The organism is Promicromonospora sp. NPDC060271, from assembly GCF_042726755.1.
Classification (GTDB): Bacteria; Actinomycetota; Actinomycetes; order Actinomycetales; family Cellulomonadaceae; genus Promicromonospora.
In genome coordinates this window covers 1-1,201 of the sequence record NZ_JBHXBG010000326.1, presented here as the reverse complement: position 1 = coordinate 1,201, position 1,201 = coordinate 1, and the positions used below count along the sequence as shown (strand labels likewise).

The following is a 1,201-nucleotide window of genomic DNA, read 5'->3' as shown; positions in this document are numbered from 1 at the left end:
GTCCGAAATTCCCTGGTGTCGCCAGGGAGCCTCGGACAGGCGCTCTACTTCGCGAATCTCTGCTTTGCCATCTTTCTGCGGTCTTTTTGCCACTGGTTACCCACAACGCGCGCGTCGCCGGTAGCGTGGGAGTGCAATGGTGCTAGGGCGAAGAGAGGTCTTGCGATGACGCGATCCGAGGTCGTGCTGGTCGGGGTGGACGGGTCGGCCGCGAGCCTGCACGCGTTGGACTGGGCCACCGCCTACGCGCGCCGCGTGGGCTGGGCGCTGCACATCGTGTGCAGCTATTCGCTGCCGTCCTTCACGGCCGCGTCGCTCGACGGCGGATACGCCGCCCTCGACGACACGACCATCCAGGAGGGCGCCAAGTCCGTCCTCGCCGAGGCGGAGGCGCGCGTGGCCGACGCCGGCGTGCGCGCCACGACGGAGGTCGCGACCGGCGACGCGGCGGGCGTGCTCGTGGAGCTGTCCGGCGACTACGGGCTGGCCGTCGTCGGCACGCGCGGCCGGGGCGGGTTCACGGAGCGGCTGCTCGGCACGGTGTCGTCCGCGCTGCCCGCGCACGCGCGGTGCCCGGTCGTCGTGGTCCCGCTGCGTGCCGAGGCGAACAGGGGCGTCTCCTGGAACGTGCCGGGCTCCGGGGCGCCGACGGACGCCGAGACGAGCACGACGACGCCGGAGTCTGCGGAGATCCGGGAGGTGCGCCGCATCGTCGTCGGCGTGGACGGGTCGCCGCAGGCCGAGCGTGCGCTGCAGCACGCGATCCTGCAGGCCAACGCGTGGGGCGCTGAGCTGACCGCGGTCACGGGCGTGCCCGTCGGGAACAGCGGGATGCTCGCATGGCTGCCGTCGAACATCGACCGTGAGCAGGTGCTCGCCGACATCGGGGCAGGCATGGACGTCCTCGTCGACAAGTACGAGGCACAGAACCCCGGTCTGCGGATCCGGCGGATCGTGCTGGACGGTACCGGCGCTGAGCTGCTGACGGAGTTCTCGACCGCGTCGGACCTGGTGGTTCTCGGGTCGCGCGGCAGGGGCGGGTTCCGCGGGCTGCTCCTGGGCTCGACGAGCCAGGCGGTGCTGCACCACGCGGCATGCCCGGTCCTGGTGGTCAACAAGCACTGCCCGGAGTGACCCGCGCGGTTCCGGAACGCGCGACCGCCACCACGCGCCACCGACTTCGACACGATGGTCGAGGAGG

General features: G+C 71.6%; 1 protein-coding gene. It reads left to right on the top strand.

What is annotated here, in order from left to right; translation table 11 throughout:
• Positions 1–165: 165 nt before the first annotated feature.
• Positions 166–1,134, top strand: coding sequence for a universal stress protein (locus ACFWE2_RS25390; RefSeq protein WP_377226979.1), 969 nt, complete (start codon positions 166–168; stop codon positions 1,132–1,134).
• The last annotated feature ends 67 nt before the right edge of the window (positions 1,135–1,201 follow it).